The organism is Archangium violaceum Cb vi76 (genome assembly GCF_000733295.1).
GTDB classification, from domain to species: domain Bacteria; phylum Myxococcota; class Myxococcia; order Myxococcales; family Myxococcaceae; genus Archangium; species Archangium violaceum.
This window is the reverse complement of the sequence record NZ_JPMI01000079.1, coordinates 131,629-148,916: the sequence shown is the minus strand read 5'-3', so window position 1 is coordinate 148,916 and position 17,288 is coordinate 131,629. Positions and strand designations below refer to the sequence as shown.

Genomic DNA, 17,288 nt, shown 5'->3' with positions numbered 1-17,288 from the left:
TACCAGTAGAGTCGCGCTCATGTCCGACGCCGATGCCCGTCCAACGCAGGAGCAGCTTGAGCGCTACGCCGAACAGTTCAATCAGAGTCAGACCCTGCGCCTGCTCGGTCTGCGGCTGAGCTTTCCCCCGGGTGGGGAAAAGGTCGTCATCACCCTCCCCGAGGTCCGTGCCGAGCACCGCGGCGGCCTGGGCACGCATGCCATCAACGGCGGCATCATCTCCGCCATGTTCGACTACGCCATCGGCTGCACCCCCGCCCTGGTGGACCCCACCCGCCGCTGCGCCACCATGCAGCTCTCCGTCAGCTTCGAGCGGCCCGTCCGGGGCACCACCGTGCGCGCCGAGGCCACCATCGACAGCGCGGGGACCTCCACCCTCTTCGCCTCCGCCCGGATGTACGACGACAAGGGGCAGGTGTGTGCCCGCTGTCAGGGCGTGGTCAAGATGTCCCAGATGAAGTGGGCCTCCGGAGAGAGCCCGGCCGTCAACTGACGCCCACCCGGGCGCCCCCTCCACCCCCCTCCGATATGTCCACCGGCACCGGACGTTTCCCAGGCACCGGGCAGCAGCGAGACCCCGGCGGGCGCGTGGAAGCCCGGGAAGACGCGATGGGTGTGGCCTTGGTGCAACCAGTTCGGAGCGTGGTGCGACAGCCGGAAGAGGGCGCGCGGCCGGGGGGCAACGCGCCGGAGGACGAGGCTGGCCTCGCACGGCGCGCCCTGGGGGGGGATCGTGCCGCCTGGAACACCCTCATCTCCCGCTACCAGCACCGCGTGGTGGTCTCGCTGCTCGCCCGGGGGGTCCGGGTGGACCGGGCCCATGAGCTCGCCCAGGAGACGTGGGCGCGCCTCATCCAGCAGCAGCAGAAGGGGCAGCTCACCGAGCTGCGCCTGCCCAACCTCGCCCTCACCCAGGCGGCCTTCCTCGCCGCCGACGAGGCGCGCCGGGCCCGCCGCGAGTCCCTGGCCGGTCCCGTGGAGGAGCTGCCCGAGGCCCACCAACCGGTGGACCCGTCCGTCTCGGCCGAGCGGCGCCTGCTGTCCGAGGAACAACTGGCCCGGGCCCAGGTGGCCCTGCGCGAGTGCTCGTCGAGCGCTCAGCGCGTCTTTCAACTGGCGTGCGACGGCCAGGAGCTGCCGCACGCCGAGGTGGCCGCGCGCGCCGGTTTGTCCGTGCAGCGCGTCCGTCAAATCCTGTGCGAGGTCCGCAAGAAGCTGCGGGGCGCCCTCGAGGAGGAAGCACCATGAACCAGCCGCACATCCAACCGGCCGACGCCGAGCAGTACGTGCTGGGCGCGTTGGAGCCGGACGCCGCGGCGGCCCTCGAGGCCCACACCCTGGCGTGCCCGCCCTGCGCCCTCGTGCTGCAACGCGAGGCCCTGCTGGAGGAGCAGCTGCGCGAGGTGGCCCAGGCGTCGGTCGAGGAAGCCCGGCTCGAGGCCCGGGTCATCCGCCCGGCCCGCTGGAACCGGCCCCGGGTGGCCGCCGCCGTGGGGGTGGTGATGGCGGCCGCGGCGGCGGTGACGCTCCTCGTCCTCCGCCCCGAGCAGACCGCGCGGCCGGGCACCCAGGACGAGGATTTCCCCATGATGGCGCTGCCGCTGGAGCTGCCGGAGGTGCCCGAGCGGCTGGTCGCCTGCCCGGACCTGACGAGCCAGGAGACGTGCGCCTCGGAGGCGCTGGCGCGCGGGCTGTTGGTGCAGTACCCCCAGGGTGTGGGAGAGGTGCCCCGCTACGAGGGCCACTCGGGAATTCCAACGGACGCGCTGAGCGCCACCGGGCCCTATCCGCTGTGAAAGGCACCGCCATGATCGACCGGATGAAGCAACTCCTGACGCTCCTGTGCGTAGCGGTGCTGGCCCTCGCGGGGCCCGCCTCGGCCGCCGACGACGGCAAGAAGGCCCTGCCCCCGGGGTGGTTCGTCACCGAGAGCACACCCAGGCTCTATGAAGCGGGCCTGGACACGGAGGGCCCGTGCGAGGGCAACCGCAGCGCGTACCTGCGCTCGCTCCAGGCGGTGCCCTCGGGCTACGGCACCTTCATGCAGGCCTTCGGGGCGCAGACCTTCCGCGGCAAGCGGCTGCGTTTCTCCGCGGTGATGCGCACCGAGGACGTGCGGGGCTGGTCCGGCCTGTGGATGCGGGTGGAGGGGGACAATCCGAAGGAGCCGCTCGCCTTCGACAACATGCAGTCGCGCGCGCTGGTGGGCACCACGCCGTGCAAGCGCTACGAGGTGGTGCTGGACGTGCCCCAGGAGGCCAAGGCCATCATGGCCGGGCTGATGCTCAGTGGCACGGGCAAGGCGTGGATGGGCGCCGTGCGCTTCGAGCCGGTGGACACCTCGGTGCCGGTCACCAACCTGATCGCCGAGAGGCCCCGCCGTCTGCCCTCCGGGCGCATCGGCGACATCCTGTTCGACGCGGAGAAGGTGGACTCCGCCGTGTACCGCGCCCTGCCGCAGCCGGATGGAACCTGGAAGGACAATCAGTCCAACGTGCTCTCCCTGGTGGAGGGCAACCGGGTGAAGGGAAACCTGAGCAACCTGGCGCTGAACGTCACCCTCAAGACGGGCGGCTCCTCCACCGTCATCCAGGGCCAGTGGGGTACCGAGCAGGTGTTCATCGAGCTGGGCGCGGAGAAGCTCGTCATGAAGAAGGGCCTCCACTCGCGCGAGCTGGTGCGTGAGGACGAGCGCCGGGATGACGGGCGCTGCATCCGCTACCGGGATGCCGGAGGCCTCTACGTGGCCGACTACCTCGACGTGTGCGGACTGGCGCTCAGCAAGAATCCGCCGCCGCTGCCCCTCGTGGTCGCCTTCCTCACGAATGACTTCCGCTCGGTCTCCGCCCAGCGGGGCGCCGTCACGCCTCCGCAGCCGCCCGTGGATCGGATCTCCCAGCCACCGCGCGCCATCCAGCAATAAACCCGCGTGCCCCTGGCGCCCACGCGCGGGTTGTGCTGAGCATCGCGCGCATGGAAACGCAAACACGCACCGCGCTCGTGACCGGCGCGAGCGGGCTCGTCGGAGGCTTCCTGCTCGACGCGCTGCTCGAGGACCCGCGGTACCGGGAAGTTCACTCCCTGGGCCGCCGCCCGCTGCCCAAACAGCACCCGAAGCTCGTCCAGCACACCGTGGACTTCGCCCGGCTCGGGAGTGAGACCCTGCCTCCCGCCCAGGACGCCTTCTGCTGCCTGGGCACCACCATCAAGAAGGCCGGCAGCCAGGAGTCCTTCCGCGCCGTGGATCATGACGCCGTGCTGGCCTTCGCGAGCGCCGCGAAGAAGGCGGGCGTTCAGCGATTCCTCGTGGTGACGGCGCTCGGCGCGGATGCGCGCTCGCGCGTCTTCTACAACCGCGTGAAGGGCGAGACGGAGGAGGCCCTCAAGGGCATGGACTTCGAGTCGCTCGTCATCCTCCAGCCGTCGCTGCTGCTCGGAGAGCGCGCCGAGAGCCGTCCGGGTGAGCACGTGGCCATCGTCGCCTCGCGGGTGCTCGCGCCCCTGCTGCGCCCGCTGGCGAGCCGCCCCATCGAGGCCCGCACGGTGGCACGGGCCATGGTCGCCCTTGCGCACTCGGCGCCCCAGGGTGTGAAGGTGGCTCCGTCGGGAGAGCTGCAGCAGCTCGGCCGGTAGGCGTGGCTGGTACGATCTTCATCCGTCGCGAAGCCCCTCCAGGAACGCTTGGAAGCTGTTCGCGACGGAGAGGATGGATAGCTCGCTGGTCACGAGGACGACCCTAGGCGTGTCAGGAGTACTCCTGAAATCGAAGCACAGGTATTCGCCGCCGGGGGTTCTCCCAAAGGGGAAGATTCCTGGCGGGAGCTGGGGCGCGAGCACTTCATAGACTCGCATGACCGAATACGACTCCCGCCCTTCGATGGGAGTGATGGTCAGGAGGTCGTTGAAGACATCCTCGGCTCCACCGACGTCGAAGACACAAGGCTCGGGAGCCATTCCCTGGTAGCGGCAGACGAGCTGCTTGTAAGCCTCAGGGAGCCTGACTCCCCAGGCCTGCTCGACAGGCTGGAGCCTGTCGACATCAATGGAATGAGACTCGTCTCGGAGATAGGGCTTCCAGCGAATCGTCATCGTCACGGCCAAAGGACCCTTCCTCAGCCAATTCACCGCACAGCCGGCCGGGCAACGACTTGCGCAATGCCGTCCAAAGGCTTGGACGAAGAGCGCCGACCCTCAGCGGCGTTGTAGCCGGCCTGCCTCGTAAGGAGCACATCTTTCCAATGGTTCTCGCGCGCGATGACCTCGTTGGAATCGGTATCAATGTCGGCGGTCTCAAGGATGGAGAAACAGAAGTGTTCCGCACGCTCGATGCCCTCGGCCCCAACGAGGTCTTTGAGAAGCTTGTTGTGCCCATGTCCGTCGGTGTACTGGCTCCACCTGCCCCAGATGCCGTCGACACCGTACGCGCTTCCAACGTAGAGCTTGTTAGCGCCACGGTCGGTAATGACGTACACCCCAGCCACACTGGAGAGCGCGCCGCGCCATGAAGGCTCCTGCTCCTTGACGATGACCTCAAGATGCTTGAAGGGCAGCCGGACGTACTTGAAGCCCTTGAATTCCGAGACAGACATCCTCTGCGCCAACACTTCGGATACCTCAACCTCACTCGCGATCGTTTCGCCGTTCGGGTAGGAATTCCGAAATGGCTTCTCCCAGTACACGACCAGACGTCCTGCAAGTTCCCTGTAGTCCTCCAGGAACTCCAGGTCGTACAGGAGGCCACCGTTCTCAGCCTTCGGCTGGCCCAGTCTCTTGTAGCAGCCCACGAAGAGCCATCTCCCGTTGCCGGGCAAGCGAACAAAGGAGATGACGTGCTCGCGCTCGAAGTTCCGTTGGCTCTGCTCTGCCTGCCACCTGTCGAAGTTGCCCTCCAAGTATTCGTCCAAAGGATCTTCGATCTTGTTATGGACTGCCCAGTGCACCTTGGAGGTCTTCGGCGTGACCGGCCCGCCGACCGCAGCTAGCAGCTGAAATAGTTTCACGTTCTCCTCATCTCCCTCGGCCGGTAGGACTCACTCGTTGACGTCAACGAGTGAGCGGGCACTACCCCCGCCTGGAACGCCAATCAGAACGAAAAGTCGCGCTCGAAGATCTCGCTGTTGCCCACCCGCACCATGAGGTGGGCGGTGCGACCGCCCCCGGTGCCGAGATCGAATTGGAGACCTTCGGGGCCTTGTTGCGGCTTGAGCGAGGGCTTGCCGGGAGCCAGGAACACGGCCGCCGTCACGGCACGCCCCGCGAGGGGTTGAACCAGGAGCCGGGCCCGCTGACGCTCCCTCACGAGCACCACGCGGAACTCCCGCCGCTCCTCCAGCACTTCACGCTGCTCGGGATGGCGCGCCGCTCCAGGCCTGCGCGCGGGATTCTCCATGCTCCGCGAGCCGCGGGCCGCGGGGGCCGCCTGCTCGTCCTGCGCCTGCTCGATGGCCTCGTCCCCCTCCTCCAACGCCCAGATGGCCTGTGCACACTCGATACATTTCTCCGTGTGCCCATCCACCCACTTCAACTCCACCGCCGACATCATCCCCATGTCGAAGCGCCACAGGTCATCCGCGCTCAGGTGCCTCTTGGGGGGAACTTCGACCGCCTCGGTATTCGACAGGTCCGCGCGGCAATCGCCACAGCTCTGCAGATGGGGACTCGGTCGCTCGGGGCGGGCACTCAGCGCGGCCAGGAAGTCGTCACACTCGGCGCGCTCCGTGAACCACCAGGCCCGGGTCCGCTCGGCCGTATCCAATATGTCCCGCTCGGCCCGGCGTTGTGGGTTGAGTGGGATGAACCAGCGGGCCTTGGGACGCAGCACCGTATCCAGACGTCCCAGACCATCGCGAAATGCCTTCCACCGTGCCGCCGCCTCGCCATCCAGCGTCCCATGAATGGATTCCCACTCGCCGATGGCCCGTGCGGCGGACTCGGCCCGGTCGCGCGCGGAAAGTCCGTCCATCGAGGAGGTGCGCCACACCTCGGCTTCTTCCCCCTCCTCTCCCAGCGCGGCCTCGGCGGCTTCCTCCGCGGCCCGCAGCAGCGCGGGCTGAAGTGCCTCGGGCTTCTGCGACCGGAGCCAGCCGTCGATGTCCGCCCGGGTCAACCCCCGCAGGGCCTGCTCGACGCCCTCTCTGCCCAACCGCTCGGCGCGCCGGAGAACGTCTCCAATCGCCTCGAGCGAACCACCGTTGGACATGCCACCCCGGACGAGCTGCTCACGCCGGGCCTGATACCGAGAGAGTGCGTCAACGACCATGTGAGTACCCTCCTCCGGGTACGTGGGGGCTCACTCGTGCCCGCCCTCCTGCTGGAGGTCGAGCAGATAGAGCCGTAGGTAGGCCTGTGCGCGGCTCACGCGCTTGTACGAGTTGACCACGCTGATGTTCAGGCGCCGGGCACATTCCTCGTGATCCTCGACGTCCTGGTGGTGGTACAGCTCCCATGCACCCGCTTCCTTGGGGTGCTCCTGCTGCAAACGCTCGAAGGCACGCCAGTAGAGCTCCTGGGCCTCGGTGCGCTCCTCGCGCCGCCGGGACAGGTCCACCGCGCGAGCCACCTCGGAGGCAGGCTCCTCCATGGCCTCATCGGGATCCGACACCCCGGGCGCGAGGTCCTCGCGCTGGCGCCGGTAGAAGTCGATGGCCACGTGCTTGACGATGCGCAGGAAGAACGTCTTGGGAGACGCGCTGCGCCCGGGCATCTGCTCGGAGACGCCCCGGAACTGGTCCAGTCCCCGGTCGAGGAACTTGCCGACCGCGTCCTGATAGAGCTCGTCCGCGTCCGCCGGAGAGCCACGGCCATAGCTGGCCTGAATCTTGGAGATGACATAGCGGGCCGGACGGGCCCAGCGCTCACACAGCGCGCCAAGCGGGGCTCCCACGGCCGCGCCTCCGGCGCGGCGCTGGAGCACCTCTGCGAACAGTTCGTCATCCGTGAGATCGTCGAACACCAGAAGGTCCTCGGAACGCCGCCGGGAGGCACGAGCTCCCCGCCTGGGCAGGGTGGGGTTCGCTGAAACGGCGGGTCAAGGTAGCACGACGGCATCCGAAGGAAGTCTCCCGATGACACGACCCTCGGATGTCCGACAGAGGGCACACGAGGGGTACTGGGGGACAGCGACGGAACCGGCGCCGGGAACCTGACGGCGGGGATTTTCCGCCCATTTTCCGGCGGATTTTCCGGGTTCCGGACTCCAGCCTGGCGGGCTTCGCCCCGGGTGCCCGGTGGCCCGGAACGAGCCGGGAAGCCCGAGGGGTTGCCCAAGTGTCACCCCCTGAATACCCGGCAGGGGGCAGGAGGACAGGCATGTGGGGACCCCAGCCGGAAGCCGGACCTCCACCCGCTCCAGCGCCGGCCCGCGAGAGCGACAGCGAGCGCATGCTGCGCACCCTGCTGGGAAACCTCCGGGGCATGGCCTACCGGTGCCCCGATGAGCCCCACTCCCCCCCGATGTACGTCAGCCCGGGTGTCCTCGAGCTCACCGGGTATGCCCCCGAGGGCTTCATCGGAGGCCACGTCTTCTGGCGGGAGCTGATCCACCCGGAGGACCTCCAGCGGGTCCTGGAGACGATCCACGCGGCGCTCGCCTCGCGGACGGCCTTCACCCTCGCCTATCGGATCCACACCCGGACGGGAGAGGAGCGCTGGGTGTGGGAGCGCGGGATGGGCATCGGCGAGAGCCCGGACGGGGCGGCGCTCCTGGAGGGCTTCATCACCGACATCACCCCCTTCAAGCGGGCGGAGCACCGCCAGGCCTTCCTGTCCTCGGTGAGCGAGACCCTGGCCAGCTCGCTCGACTACGAGGACACGCTGGCGCACGTGGTGCAGCGGGCGGTGCCGATGCTCGGGGAGGGGTGCCTGCTGGACATGCTCGAGCCGGACGGCAGCCTGCGCCGGCTGGCGGTGGCCCACGTGGATCCAACCCGGGCGGAGCTGGCGTGGGAGCTGTCCCGGCACTACCCCCAATGGCGCGAGGATCCGGGCGGGGCCGGGGCCGTCATCCGCACGGGGAGGACCGAGCTGTTGGAGAACGTCTCGGACGAATCGTTCATCCAGTACGCGAAGGACGCCCGGCACCTGGAGCTGCTGCGCGAGACCGGTGTCACCTCCGTGCTGACGGTGCCCCTGCACGCCCGGGGCCGCACCCTCGGAGCGCTCACCTTCTTCCACTGCCGCGCCGGCCGCGGCTACGACCGGGAGGAGCGGTTGCTGGCCGAGGACCTGGCGCGCCGGGCCGCGCTCGCGGTGGACAACGCCCGCCTGTACCGCGAGGCCCAGCTCGCGGTGCAACTGCGCGACGAGTTCCTCTCGGTGGCCTCGCACGAGCTGAAGACACCGCTGACCCCCCTGCACCTCAAGCTCTCCGCCCTGTCCCGGGAGCTGCCGCGGTGCTGTGCCGGGGATACCCGCTCCGAGTCGCTCCAGCGCCATGTGACGGTGGCCCAACGGCAGGTGCACAAGATGTCCACGCTCATCAACTCGCTGCTCGACATCAGCCGCCTCTCCCGGGGGAAGCTGAAGCTGGAGCCGGAGAACACGGACCTGGGCGAGGTGCTGGGCGAGGTGTCGGCCTGGTTCGCGCCCGAGGCGGTCCGGGTGGGCTCGGAGCTGAGGGTGGAGGGAGAGGCGCATGTGTCCGGCTGGTGGGACCGGCTGCGGCTGGAGCAGGTCGTCACCAACCTGCTCTCCAACGCCATCCGCTACGGCGCCGGCCGGCCCATCCACGCCCGCGTGGCGGTGGTGGGAGCGCGCGCACGCCTGGTGGTGCGCGACGAGGGCATTGGCATTCCGCCGGAGGCCCAGGAGCGCATCTTCGGCAAGTTCGAGCGAGCCGTCTCGGAGCGCCACTCGGGGGGCCTGGGCCTGGGGCTCTACATCACCCGCAGCATCGTGGAGACCATGGGCGGCACCATCCGCGTGGACAGCCGCCCCGGCCACGGCTCCACCTTCACCGTCGAGCTGCCGCGCTTCCCCATCCCCGAGACACGGCGCTAGCGGTACGGAGGACGGAGCCTCCCGTCAGCCAGCGGACTCACCCGGAGCGCCTGCTCCCCGGGCTGGGCTCGCACCAGACCGGGGAGGGTGCGGATGGCCCAAAGGGTGCGCAAGGTTGACCCGATAGGGCTTCTGGCGTTGGACCTGGGGATATCAAGGAGGACAGGGGGATGTGGGGAACGCAGCCAGGGTCACAACCCCCACCCGGGCTCGCGCTCGAGCCGGGAGGAACCGGAGAAGTCCCGGAGGAGACGGCCAGCGCGCTCCTGCTCGTGGGCGAGCTGATGGAGGACCTGACGGGCCTGGAGGAGTTCCTGGCGCCCCTGGAGTCTCCCCGGCACAAGGCGGTCCCCTGGAGCGAGGACCTGGGGGCGCTGCTCGACGAGTCACTCGCCTGCATCATCGTCGACGCCCGGCGGAGCTGGACCGTGGGCATCGAGACGGCCCGCCGCCTGCTCGCGCATCCGCGCGCCCGCTACATCCCCGTGCTCTTCCTCGGAACGAGCTCCTGTGGCGAGGCGGATCTGCTGCGCGGCTACGCCCTGGGGACGGTGGACTGCATCCTGGAGCCCCTCTCGCCGGACATCTTCCGCCTCAAGGTGGAGATCTACCTCGAGCAGCACCGGCGGCAGACCCTGATGCGGAGGGCGCTGGAGCGGGCCGAGCAGGCCGAAGCGGCCGCACGAGAGAGCGAGCGCATGCTGAGAACGCTGCTGGAAAACGTGCCGGGGATGGTCTACCGCGGCCTGCCCGAGGAGCCCTGGACCCGGACCTATGCCAGTCAGGCCGCCCGGTCCCTCAGCGGCTACACCCCCGAGGACTTCATGGAGCGGCGCGTGACCTGGGGGGAGCTGCTCCACCCCGAGGACGCTCCTCGCATCCAGAAGGAGATGACGGAGGCGCTCGCCACCCACTCGCCCTTCACGCTGACCTATCGCATCCACACGCGCACGGGAGAGGAGCGTTGGGTCTGGGAGCGGGGAGCGGCCATCCTCGGGCCGGACGAGGAGGTGCGGGCACTGGAGGGCTTCATCTTCGACATCACCCCCTTCCGCCGGGCGCAGCGGGAACGGGAGCGGCTCCACGAGCAGTTGGAGTTCCAGCACCAACGCCTGCAGGCCATCCTCCAGCAGCTCCCCGTCGCGGTGCACCTCGTCGAGGCCCCCTCCGGGCGGACCTTGAACTTCAACGCCCAGGCCGAGTTGCTCATGGGCCACCCCATGCTCCCATGCACGTGCGCGAGGGAATATGCCCAGTACCACGCCATCCACCCGGATGGGCGGCGCTACACGGCGGAGGAGTATCCCCTGGCACGGGTGCTGGCCACCGGCGAGCCCACACCCCAGGAGGAGCTGCTCTACGACCGGCCCGATGGCTCCGTGCGGGTCTTCCTCATCAACGCCGGGCCCATCTGGGATGCGCGGGGGGAGCTGCACGCGGCGGTGGCCAGCTTCATGGACATCACCGCGCTCAAGCGCGCCGAGACCCACCAGACCTTCCTCGCCTCGGTGAGCGAGACGCTGGCCGGCTCGCTGGACTACGAGGCCACGCTGTCCCACGTGGTCCAGCGGGCCGTGCCCGCCCTCGGAGATGGTTGCGCGCTGGACATGGTCGAGCCGGAGGGCGGCCTGCGCCGGCTGGCGGTGGCCCATGTGGATCCGATCCGCAGGGAGCTCGCCCAGGAGCTGGCCCGCCACCGTCCCCCGCGGCTCGAGGATGTCTCCGGGCCCGGGGCCGTCATCCGCACGGGCCGCACGGAGCTGCGGGCCGAGGTGACCGATGAGCAGCTCACGCGCCACGCGAGCGACGCCCGGCACCTGGAGCTGCTGCGTGGCACGGGCGTCACCTCCTCGCTGATCGTCCCCCTGCACGCCCGCGACCGCACCTTCGGGGCCCTGGCCTTCTTCTACTGCCGGGGGGGCCTGCCCCGCGCGAGCCGCTCCTACGGCCCGGAGGAGCAACGGCTGGCCGAGGACCTGGCGCGCCGGGCCGCGCTCGCGGTGGACAACGCCCGCCTGTACCGCGAGGCCCAGCTCGCGGTGCAACTGCGCGACGAGTTCCTCTCGGTGGCCTCCCATGAGCTGAAGACGCCGCTCACGCCCCTGAACCTCAAGCTCACCGCCCTGTCCCGTGAGATTCCCCGGTGCTGCGCGGGAGAGAGCCACCCCGAGTCGCTCCAACGGCACGTGGCCATGGCCAGACGCCAGTTGTGGAAGCTCTCCACGTTGCTCAACGCCCTGTTCGACGTCAGCCGCATCGCCCAGGGGAAACTGGCGCTGGAGCCGGAGAACACGGACCTGGGCGAGGTGCTGGGCGAGGTGGCGGCCTGGTTCGCGCCCGAGGCGGCCCGGGTGGGCTCGAAGCTGAGGGTGGAGGGAGAGGCGCACGTGCCCGGCCGGTGGGACCGGCTGCGGCTGGAGCAGATCGTCACCAACCTGCTCTCCAACGCCATCCGCTACGGCGCCGGCCGCCCCATCCACGTCCGCGCGGAGAGCGAGGGCCACCTGGCCCGGCTGGTGGTGCGCGACGAGGGCATTGGCATCTCACCGGAAGCCCAGGAGCGCATCTTCGGCAAGTTCGAGCGGGCCGTCTCGGACCGCCACTATGGAGGCCTGGGGCTGGGGCTCTACATCACCCGCAGCATCGTGGAGGCCATGGGCGGCACCATCCGCGTGGACAGCCGCCCCGGCCAGGGCTCCACCTTCACCGTCGAGCTGCCGTGCCGTCAGGAATGACGCGGGCATTCCGTCCCTGGAGGCGAAACGACATTTCGGGCATCCGGCCGAAGAGGCCCTACAAGCCTGGTGGTTCGACTCCACCCACCTCCGCTCTCCATGGGGGTGACGCCGGCGGTCGGCACTGAATCTGGGATTCAGACAAAACGGCTTCTCCACTCGGGTGCCCACCCTTTCGAAGGAAGCAGCATCATGTCCCGCACCATCGTCATCGGAGACCTCCACGGGTGCTACGACGAGGCCCTGGAGTTGCTCGACAAGGTGGGGGCCACCTCGAGCGATCGGATCATCTTCACGGGTGACCTGGTCGACCGCGGCCCCAAGCGACGCGAGTGCGTCGAGCTGGCCATGCGGCACGAGTCCATCCTCGGCAACCACGAGGAGAAACACCTGCAGCAGCGCCGCCGCGAGGACGCCGACCTCCTCCCGGATCATCTGGAGACCCGGCAGGCCCTCGGCCCCGAGCACCTCGACTACTTCGCCACCCTGCCCCACTCCATCCTCCTGCCCGAGCACAACGCCGCCGTGGTCCACGCGGGGGTGCTGCCCGGCAAGCCCATCGCGCAGCAGGACCCCTACCACCTGTTGCACGCCCAGTGCGTGCGGCCCCCGGAGCGCAAGAGCTACTGGCCCTCGAAGGCGCCGGCGGACTACCGCTTCTGGACGCACCACTGGGAGGGCCCCGAGCGCGTCATCTTCGGACACACCGTGTTCGACCGGCCGCTCGTCACGGAGTACGCGGTGGGCATCGACACCGGGTGTGTCTACGGCCGTTCACTCACCGCGGTGGTGCTCCCCACGTGGGAGCTCGTCTCGGTGCCCGCGCGGCAGACGTACCGGGGCGGCAAGGACGTGGCCCTGCTTCCCGTCCACGGCGACGTGAACGTGTTCTCGTGAGCCACGGCGGACCGCATGCGAGGCGGGCACATCTCCCCGCCCGCATGCGAAGCTGCCGCCCCGATGACACGTCTCCTCTCCCTCCTGCTGCTGCTCGGCCAGCTCCCGGCGCTCGCCGCGGAGTCACCGGCCCCCGCCGCTCCCGTCTTCGACGAACAGGGCCGCACCCTGGGCGCGCCCCTCTCCGAGCGCGTCACCGATTACGAGATCGACGCCCGGTTGGATCCATCCACCCATGCGCTCACCGGCCAGGAGACGATCACCTGGCGCAACCGGAGCAACGAGCCGCAGTCCACGCTGTGGTTCCATCTGTATTGGAACGCCTTCAAGAACGACCGCTCCACGTTCTACCGGGAGGCCCGGGAGATGGGCGGCTTCCGGGGCGCGAGCGCGAGCTCGCCCTCGTTCCCCGACAACAAGCCGGACGAGTGGGGCTACTCGAACGTGAAGGCGCTCCGGGTGAAGGACGGCGCGGATCTGCTGCCCACGCTGCGCTTCGAGCACCCGGACGATGACAACACGGAGGACCAGACGGTCTTCACCGTGACGCTGCCCGAGCCGGTGCCGCCCGGTGGCCGCGTGACGCTGGAGCTCCAATGGGAAGCGCGCGTGCCCAAGGTGATCGCCCGCGCCGGCCGCACGGACAGCGGCTTCTACCTGGTGGGCCAGTGGTTCCCGAAGCTGGGCGTGCTGGAGGTGCCCCCCGATGGCGGCACCACGAGCCCCCGCTGGAACTGCCACCAGTACCACGCCACCTCCGAGTTCTACGCCGACTTCGGCACCTACGACGTGCGCTTGACGGTGCCGCGGGCGATGAAGGTAGGCGCCACGGGCGTGCTGATGGAGCGCCGCGAGAATCCGGACGGCACGCAGACCCTGCGCTACCACCAGGACGACGTCCACGACTTCGCCTGGACCGCCTTCGAGCGCTTCGAGGTGTTCGAGGACGTATTCCGCGCCCCCGGCCTGCCCGAGGTGGGGCTCACCGTGCTGGTGGATCAAAAGCACCACCGCTCGGGGCCGCAGATCATCGAGGCCGCCAAGGCGTCGCTGGAGCATTTCGGACGGTGGTGGACGCCGTGGCCGTATCCGCACCTCACGCTGGTGGCACCGCCCACGGATGGCATGGAGGCTGGCGGCATGGAGTACCCCACCTTCATCACCGTGGTGGGCCGCGCCGAGCCGGGCGAGCCCAGGGACTTCCTCATCTGGGAGACGACAGTGCACGAGTTCGGCCACAACTACTGGCAGGGCATGCTGGCCTCGAACGAGTTCGAGGAGCCGTGGCTCGACGAGGGCATCAACAGCTATGGGACCTCCAAGCTGAGCTTCACCGAGAACGTGAGGGCCAACCCGGCCGACTTCCTCCCCAGCCCGCTGCGGGGATGGTTGGGCCCCCTGTTCACCACGGACTGGGACGAGCATGACCGGATGCGCGGCATGAGCGGCCTGCGTGAGAACTCGCCCATCCTCCAGGCCTCGTGGAAGTACCGGACCACGGGTGACTACTTCCGCAACAGCTACGGCCGCCCCCAGGTGACGCTCCACGCACTGGAGCAACTGGTGGGCGAGGAGACCATGGCGCGCATCATGCGCACCTACGTGGAGCGCTGGAAGTTCCGCCACCCGCGCAGCGAGGATTTCTTCGCCGTGGTCAACGAGGTGTCCGGGCAGGACCTGGGCTGGTTCTTCGATACGTTCTTCCGGGGTACGGGTACGTTGGACTACGCGGTGGGCTCGATGTCGTGCGAGGAGCGCGCCGGGAAGAAGGGCTTCTTCGACGACGGCAAGGGCGGCGTCCAAATGGTGGAGCGCGAGCCCCGGGGCGCGGCGAAGGACGACACGGTGAACCGCTGCGAGGTGCAGGTGAACCGGCTCGGGGACGTCCGCATCCCCGTGGACGTGAAGGTGACGTTCGCGGATGGCTCGTCCCAGGTGGAGCACTGGGACGGACAGGCGCGCTGGAAGCACCTGCTCCTCGAGCGCACCGGCAAGGACGTCGACATCCAGCAGGTGGAGCTCCAGGCCGTCAACGCCCTGGACATCCACCCGGCCAACAACTCCCGGACGAAGCAGATGTCCGGCCAGGTGGCCATGTCGCTGTTCGGCTGGGCCACCTACGTGGGCCAGATGCTCTCCACCGTCGCGTCCCTCCTCTTCTGAGCCAGAGCCATGAATTCCCTTCGTTCGATTCTCACGGCGCCGCTCCGGGCCTTCTCCGAGCTGAAGCTGCTCGGCGTGCTGCTGGCGGCCAACCTGTGCATCGCCCTCATCCAGTCCATGCCCGTCCTCCTCCCCGCCATCGGCCGGTTCGGGCACTCGCTCGCCGGCCGGGGCCGGCCCTTCCCCTCGCCCGAGGCGGTGCTCGACTTCAGCAAGCTGCTCGCGCAGGGCGGAGGCCCGTTCCTCGCGGGCCCGGTCATCCTGGGCATCGTCCTGTCCTTCGGGCTCCAGCTCGTGCTCGCGGGCGGTATCGTCTCGCGGCTGTGCTCGCCCGGGCGCTTCTCGCTGGCCGACTTCGCTCGCGACTGCGCCGCCCAGCTCGGCCGCAACCTGCGCCTGCTCGGATGGGCCCTGCTGGGACTGCTGCCCGTGGTGGGGCTGGTGGTGCTCGCCACCGTGCTCTTCTCCCGCGCCGGGAAGCCCACGCTGTTCACCCTCCCTGGCGAGCACTGGGCACTCGAGAACCCCTTCACCTTCTGGAGCCTGACGCACCTGGCCCTGGTGGTGGTGCTGTTCGCCCTCTGGCGATCGAGCTTCGATCTGGCACGCGTCCAGCTCTACGCGGATGACCAGCGCAAGACGCGGCTCGCGGCCTGGCGCGCGCTGAAGCGGATGGTGCGCTCGCCGGGAGCGCTGCTCGGCTACATCGCGGTGGGTCTGCTGGGCCTGGCGATGGTGATTGTGTTCGCGAGGCTGCACGCGGCGGTGCAGGTGACCAGCACGGGGACGGCCTGGCTGGCGCTGCTGGTGGCGCAACTGGTGGTCCTCGCGCGGCTGGGCTTCTCGCTGGCCACCACGGCCTTCACCGTGGACGTCTACCGCGCCATGGTTCCGTTGCCCGTCCAGAACCTGGACCCCGAGGCAAACGCGGCCGAGCCAACACCCGCCCCCGTCGGCACGCAGATGGTACGGGCGGAGGAGCCCACCATCCGGGATGATGCGGGAAGTTCCTGAACCCCTGGGAGGACTTCATGCATCGCAGCCGGCTCGCCGCATTCGTCATTGACTGCAAGAGCGAGGACATCGAATCGGCCACGGCCTTCTGGAGCAAGGCGCTCGGAAGGCCCGTCGTGCCGCATACACCGGAGGACCCCAAATACCGCGAGCTCACGGCGGCCACCGAGGAGCCGATGATCCTCGTGCAGAAGGTGGATCATCCGGGCCGCATCCACCTGGACATCGAGACCGATGACATCGAGGCCGAGGTGAAGCGGCTGGAGGCGCTCGGCGCGAAGCGGGTGGAGTTCATCACGCGTTGGTGGGTGATGGAGGCGCCGACGGGCCAGCGCTTCTGTGTCGTCCGCCCCCAGCGCGGTCCCCTGGAGTCGCGCGGCAACGAGTGGAAGAGCGAGGGCTGAGGCACTCTCTTCTAAAGGCCAGCATCCACCCGCATGCCTGCGTCCGCCGACATGCCCTGGTCCACGGGAGGCAGAGGCGGACTCTCGGCACGAACATGCACACGTGCAACCGGCGCTCCACCAAGTGCATGGAAGACCATATCGACTTCAATGCAATTTGGACCCCGCTGCCTGTCGGGAGTCTCGGCGAACAAGGGAATACGCACGTCCTTTCCGTACCAATAGCCCGACTCGAGCAGCAACACATCCTCTTCTTGGGGACCGGTTGCGCGAACATCGATCACCATGAACTCAACAGGGTGACGCGTGACGCAGTCCGTGACCGATTTCGTGCTTAACGACGCACTCGTGATGAGCCGCTTATCCAATCGGAGTCGTCCCTCGTCAGGACTGACCAGGAGACGCCCGAAAAGCGACCATCCATCGTAGCGGAGGTCTTGCAGCTCCAATCTGACTCTTGGGGGTTCCTTGATTCCACCATCGTTGCTCTCAACACTACTGGAATTCGCTGGGACCGTCTTGAACCACCACGGAAAAGGAAAACCCTTACAAGCTGTCACGCCCAGGAGCAAGGCAGCTGCCAGAACAGGCCACGTCAGTCGCATTGGATGAGTCCATCGTCAGAAGGAACGCCAAACCCGTCGTAATGAGCCCACCCACAGGAATGCGCCAACTCATGAACCATCGCCTTTGCGCGACACTCACGGTCCTCCTCGGCCAACTCACACCAATTGACCTCACCCACAGGCTTTTCGCAGGACGTATCGGATAACCTGTAAACGTAGCCAAAGGGAGGAAGAGTTCCGTCTTCGCTATTCTTCTCGCATTCCTTTTGGATGTACTCGCTACATTTGACCTTGATTCCAGCGCACTGCGCCAGAACGCAGCCGCGCAGGCACTCATTTGTAATCTGCATCGCCGCAGCCTGGCATTCTTCGACTGTGGGAGCATGACGACACGTCGTACTCATCGGTGTAGACGAGCTATTTGCATGCTGTGGCGAAGCACAAGCCGCGACGAAAACTCCCACGCACAGCGCGACGCCCCACAATGAACCGCTACTGCATTGGGGACCGCC

General features: G+C 68.4%; 15 protein-coding genes. 11 read left to right on the top strand and 4 right to left on the bottom strand.

Annotation, left to right across the window (positions count from 1 at the left end; genetic code table 11):
• Positions 1-19: 19 nt before the first annotated feature.
• The 5 genes from Q664_RS13235 to Q664_RS13215 all read left to right on the top strand — a co-directional run bounded on the left by Q664_RS13235 (position 20) and on the right by Q664_RS13215 (position 3,633).
• Complete coding sequence (locus Q664_RS13235) at positions 20-493, top strand: PaaI family thioesterase (RefSeq protein ID WP_043394230.1); 474 nt, start codon at positions 20-22, stop codon at positions 491-493.
• Between the two features lie 152 nt (positions 494-645).
• The gene (locus tag Q664_RS13230) at positions 646-1,248 is read left to right on the top strand and encodes an RNA polymerase sigma factor (protein WP_235216678.1); all 603 of its coding nucleotides are present in this window, start codon (positions 646-648) and stop codon (positions 1,246-1,248) included.
• Complete coding sequence (locus Q664_RS13225; protein WP_043394228.1) at positions 1,245-1,796, top strand: anti-sigma factor family protein; 552 nt, start codon at positions 1,245-1,247, stop codon at positions 1,794-1,796. Before Q664_RS13230 ends, Q664_RS13225 begins: the two co-directional genes overlap by 4 nt.
• Positions 1,797-1,807: 11 nt before the next feature.
• On the top strand, positions 1,808-2,923 hold the full coding sequence (locus Q664_RS13220) for an AraC family transcriptional regulator (protein WP_235216677.1): 1,116 nt from the start codon (positions 1,808-1,810) through the stop codon (positions 2,921-2,923).
• Between the two features lie 50 nt (positions 2,924-2,973).
• A complete protein-coding gene (locus tag Q664_RS13215; RefSeq protein WP_043394296.1) occupies positions 2,974-3,633 on the top strand; it encodes an oxidoreductase in 660 nt (219 codons plus the stop codon).
• A gap of 18 nt (positions 3,634-3,651) precedes the next feature.
• Here Q664_RS13215 and Q664_RS13210 read toward each other — a convergent pair whose 3' ends face one another.
• From Q664_RS13210 to Q664_RS13195, 4 genes are all read right to left on the bottom strand, one after another.
• The gene (locus Q664_RS13210; protein WP_063934690.1) at positions 3,652-4,089 is read right to left on the bottom strand and encodes an SMI1/KNR4 family protein; all 438 of its coding nucleotides are present in this window, start codon (positions 4,087-4,089) and stop codon (positions 3,652-3,654) included.
• 32 nt (positions 4,090-4,121) lie between these two features.
• Entirely contained in the window at positions 4,122-5,000 is an 879-nt protein-coding gene (locus tag Q664_RS13205) for a GIY-YIG nuclease family protein (RefSeq protein ID WP_052518035.1), read from the bottom strand.
• 83 nt (positions 5,001-5,083) lie between these two features.
• The gene (locus Q664_RS13200; protein ID WP_043394226.1) at positions 5,084-6,259 is read right to left on the bottom strand and encodes a hypothetical protein; all 1,176 of its coding nucleotides are present in this window, start codon (positions 6,257-6,259) and stop codon (positions 5,084-5,086) included.
• Positions 6,260-6,289: 30 nt separating this feature from the next.
• Entirely contained in the window at positions 6,290-6,952 is a 663-nt protein-coding gene (locus Q664_RS13195; protein ID WP_043394223.1) for an RNA polymerase sigma factor, read from the bottom strand.
• Between the two features lie 356 nt (positions 6,953-7,308).
• Between Q664_RS13195 and Q664_RS13190 the strand changes: the two genes are divergently transcribed.
• The 6 genes from Q664_RS13190 to Q664_RS13165 all read left to right on the top strand — a co-directional run bounded on the left by Q664_RS13190 (position 7,309) and on the right by Q664_RS13165 (position 16,210).
• On the top strand, positions 7,309-8,997 hold the full coding sequence (locus tag Q664_RS13190) for a sensor histidine kinase (protein ID WP_052518034.1): 1,689 nt from the start codon (positions 7,309-7,311) through the stop codon (positions 8,995-8,997).
• 170 nt (positions 8,998-9,167) lie between these two features.
• Complete coding sequence (locus tag Q664_RS52000; RefSeq protein ID WP_052518033.1) at positions 9,168-11,732, top strand: ATP-binding protein; 2,565 nt, start codon at positions 9,168-9,170, stop codon at positions 11,730-11,732.
• Positions 11,733-11,924: 192 nt separating this feature from the next.
• Positions 11,925-12,629, top strand: a complete 705-nt coding sequence (locus Q664_RS13180) for a metallophosphoesterase (RefSeq protein WP_043394221.1) — start codon at positions 11,925-11,927, stop codon at positions 12,627-12,629.
• A gap of 63 nt (positions 12,630-12,692) precedes the next feature.
• On the top strand, positions 12,693-14,792 hold the full coding sequence (locus Q664_RS59005; protein ID WP_052518032.1) for a M1 family metallopeptidase: 2,100 nt from the start codon (positions 12,693-12,695) through the stop codon (positions 14,790-14,792).
• A 9-nt stretch (positions 14,793-14,801) separates the two neighbouring features.
• On the top strand, positions 14,802-15,806 hold the full coding sequence (locus Q664_RS13170) for a hypothetical protein (RefSeq protein WP_043394219.1): 1,005 nt from the start codon (positions 14,802-14,804) through the stop codon (positions 15,804-15,806).
• A gap of 17 nt (positions 15,807-15,823) precedes the next feature.
• A complete protein-coding gene (locus tag Q664_RS13165; protein ID WP_043394217.1) occupies positions 15,824-16,210 on the top strand; it encodes a VOC family protein in 387 nt (128 codons plus the stop codon).
• The last annotated feature ends 1,078 nt before the right edge of the window (positions 16,211-17,288 follow it).